Raw genomic sequence first — 3,497 nt, 5'->3', positions numbered from 1 at the left:
ATTCATCTGCGTCCTTTTTTTGAAAATTTAAAGTCGTAATTTTACGAAATTTTAGGTAAAAAATAGGCTAAATTTTGACGATTTTGACGGAGCGGTTTGAAATTTAGGATTTTAAAATCGTGAGCTAAATTTAAACGCCCGGCTCGTCTTTTAGGCTTATGCGCACTTGTACGCGCAATCATTGCGCCGCTTCGCTACGCGTACATTTTACGGCTGCTACTCGCGCGATCATTACGTCTCTTCGCCGCAACTTGCCATAAATTTTCACGGCTTTGTCGCTTTTTATCGTAACCTTTCACGGCTATGGATTTAGGGAAAAATTTAGATATTTTTAGCGTTAAATTAAGCCCAGGCATCTTGCTTGCTTTAGCTTTTGAAATTTCAGCGAGCTTTTCCGATATAAAATTTTGCAAAAAATCTATATCTTTTCGTGCATACAAATATCCCGCTTTAAATTTAAAGCTACTATTTTTGCCGCGTATGCTGATTATTTTTATGTTCCATCTTATAAATCCCGCGGCGTAGCTAATTTCGTCAAAGCTCTTTCATTAAATTTAGACGCTAATTTAGTGCTTTACTCTCTATCTTCGGCGCTAAAATTTTGCTCGCTTAGCTTTTGGTGAAAATTTACTATAAACATATAGGCTTCTTCTATATGGTAGTCGGAGAGTTTTACTAGCTTGCCTCCTATATATTCAGGCGGTCTTATTTTTGTATATGTTCTACGTCCCGCGACCAACACGCCCCTGTCCGGTATATTTAATAGATTATGAAAGGTTACATATTTTCCGAGATTGTCTATATATTTTTGATCCGTTACATTATTTTCACCGTTTATTTCAAGAAGCAGCAGGCGATCATCTTTTGATAACTTAAGCCCTATTAAATATTTGCCTTCCTTGTATTTAGCGATAGAGGCTAGATAAAATGAATCTTTACTTTCATAAACGGTCGATTTTTTTATAAGCTCGCCGCGGCCATTTAGCTTTATAATATCGGCGGTATTGCTTGTTTCAAATAGCATCAAAATAGAGCCGTCGTCGCACTCGATCATATCTTTTAAAAAATACCCGCGCATATCTATTTTGGTTTCAAATATAGGGTTTCCGTCCGGGTTAAATTTAAGAATTCCTAGCTCTTCTACGACCAGAATAAAACCTCCGTCACTCGTTTTTAATATCTTTATAAGACCGTCTTTCGGTTCTTTAATTTTCTTTACTTCCGGTTGCTTATCCGGGGATGTTTTATCATATGTGTAACTGTTATAAAAAGTATCTGGCAGATGCGAAACGTCGATCGGTTTCTCCCAGATTATTTTTGCGTTTTTATCCATTCTAAATATATTATTTCCATAATCGCACGCCACAAATTCATCATTATCCGTCGGAGCTATCTGTTTTAGGGCGCGAGGAAGCGTATTTGAGATTTTATATGTCGCCTTATCTACGATGTAAGCCGCCTCTTCGTTTCCTAATACGTAGTAGCTTTGCATCTGGGCTGCTATTAAATTTCCTCTTCCGATAAAGCTTTTATCGATTATTTTTCTCCAAATTTCGCGCCCGCTCTTATCAACCTTCATAAAAAGATCGGGACTTCTACCGCTTTCGTATTCTCCGGCTAATATATATCCGTCGTCGGTAGATACGGCCATATTGATAGATGAAAAGCCGTTTTGAGAAAAAGGCAGATCCCAAACAGGCTTTGATTTGTCTATATTTTTACTTGAATCCTCTAGCTCTTTGCTTCCTATCTCATTTTTTATGGGTTCTTCTGTTAAAGTATTTGTATCATCGTTATTTTTTATAACGCTTATAAAACCTTTAAAATCGGACACCAAAGATATAATCATGCGGCGTTCGTCTAAAGGTAGCGCCGAATTTACATCATCAGCCTCCGGCATATAATAGCTTTTTAGACGGGTAGGCTCGAATCCGCCGGAAATATCTAAGACGTCTATGCTCGGTAAAGCCGTATCGTCCGAGCCGTCTTTGCTTCTAGACAAATATATTATTTCGTCATCCCCGCTGATATCAAAAGTATAAATTCTATTACTAACGGTATAGTTATTCAGATGCTCGATATCGTCTATGTTTTTGATGCTGTAAACATTAAAAGTATGAAGTTCGTTTGCGTATAGATATTTTTTATCGGCAGAAATTTGTAAATTTATAATGACTCCGAAATTATCTCGTTTATAAACCTCTTTTATGTTTTTCGGATCGCTCACGTCAAGTACATGAAGACCCGCGAAGTCGGACATAAAAACGTATTTATCCGAATATATGGCGATATCGCCTTTTTCTATCGGATTAAAGGTCTCCATACCTATAAACTCGCCTAACATTTTTATATTATCTGACGAAATATCTAAAATAACCATACTGTTTTTGGCTTTTACGTAGGCTAGTTGGTTATTTTCGCTTAGTTTTATTTTGGAGAAACCTTTGGCTTGAAATTTGGTCGCGATCTTTATATTTTTAGGGTCTCTAACGTCAAGGCGTAAAATCCCTAAATTTGGGCTTGCCACATATAGGCTTTCTCCGTCGTTTGACTCGGCCGCTTGGATATTTTCTACGTTATATCTAGCTTCCGGGAAATAAAAAAGCCCGAGCAACTCTATGTGGTCTAAATTTGATATATCTATCACGCTTATACCGTCTCTATCGTGCCCGAGAGTATATAGCCTCTTTTTGCCCTGAGATACCATCATATCGCGCACTTCAAACGGAATTTGAACGGAGTTATTTATGATATCTTTTTTATATATCGTTACGTCTTTTTTGCCCGTAAATTTATTGCTTTTCTTGCTACTAAATTTACCGCTATTTTGTGGAATTTCAACCTTTTCTTTACTTGCCTCTTTTTTCGGTATCGCGTGCTGATCGATAGCCAGGCTTTGTTCTGAATTTTCGGATGCTTTATCGATAGACGGAATTTGAACGGAGTTGCTTGCGATATCTTTTTCAATCGTTGCGTCGTTCTTGCCGATAAATTTACCGCTGTTTTGCGGAATTTGAAAATTTTCTTTGCTCGTCTCTTGTTTCTGCATCGCTGGCTGATCGATAGGCGAGTTCTGCTTTAAATCGTCGGGCTCTTTATCGATATATTTCATGCACAAAAAAGCAAGTGGCAGAATAACCATTAAAATAGCAAAGCATATCGTAAATTGTCGTTTTCTCTTTGCGTTAGGATCTATCATCTAAACTCCTTTATAAGTCCCCGATTTTCTCTTTTAAATTTATACTAAAGCGGCGTCTTTGTTCGTTCAAGGTGGCCGCTTTTCGTTAAAATTTAGATGCCGATTATATCAAAAAATGGGTCAAAAACTACTATTTCGATATTGTAATTTCGGACTTCTTAAGTCAAAACCAATGTTTCATTTAAAATAAATACGGACTAGTCTTACGCAGATCAGGTGCGCTTAGAAAATTTTACCTCACCGGCGTGATCTTGCCGAGCGAAAGGCGGATTAAATTTTGGCTTTGAGATTCTGCGAC

At 37.4% G+C, this 3,497-nt stretch carries 1 protein-coding gene; it reads right to left on the bottom strand.

The genetic code is table 11. The features are described from left to right. Positions 1-574: 574 nt before the first annotated feature. Positions 575-3,199, bottom strand: a complete 2,625-nt coding sequence (locus Q0140_RS02230; RefSeq protein WP_297961309.1) for a hypothetical protein — start codon at positions 3,197-3,199, stop codon at positions 575-577. Between the last annotated feature and the right edge of the window lie 298 nt (positions 3,200-3,497).

Origin of the sequence: uncultured Campylobacter sp., from assembly GCF_938045405.1 — a bacterium.
Taxonomy (GTDB): Bacteria; Campylobacterota; Campylobacteria; order Campylobacterales; family Campylobacteraceae; genus Campylobacter_B.
The sequence above is the reverse complement of the archived record's forward strand: the minus strand, read 5'-3'. Positions and strand labels throughout refer to the sequence as shown.

Excerpts from the sequence above, each read along its gene's own strand:
- Q0140_RS02230 (WP_297961309.1), bottom strand. The coding sequence starts at position 3,199 with ATGATAGATCCTAACGCAAAGAGAAAACGACAATTTACGATATGCTTT.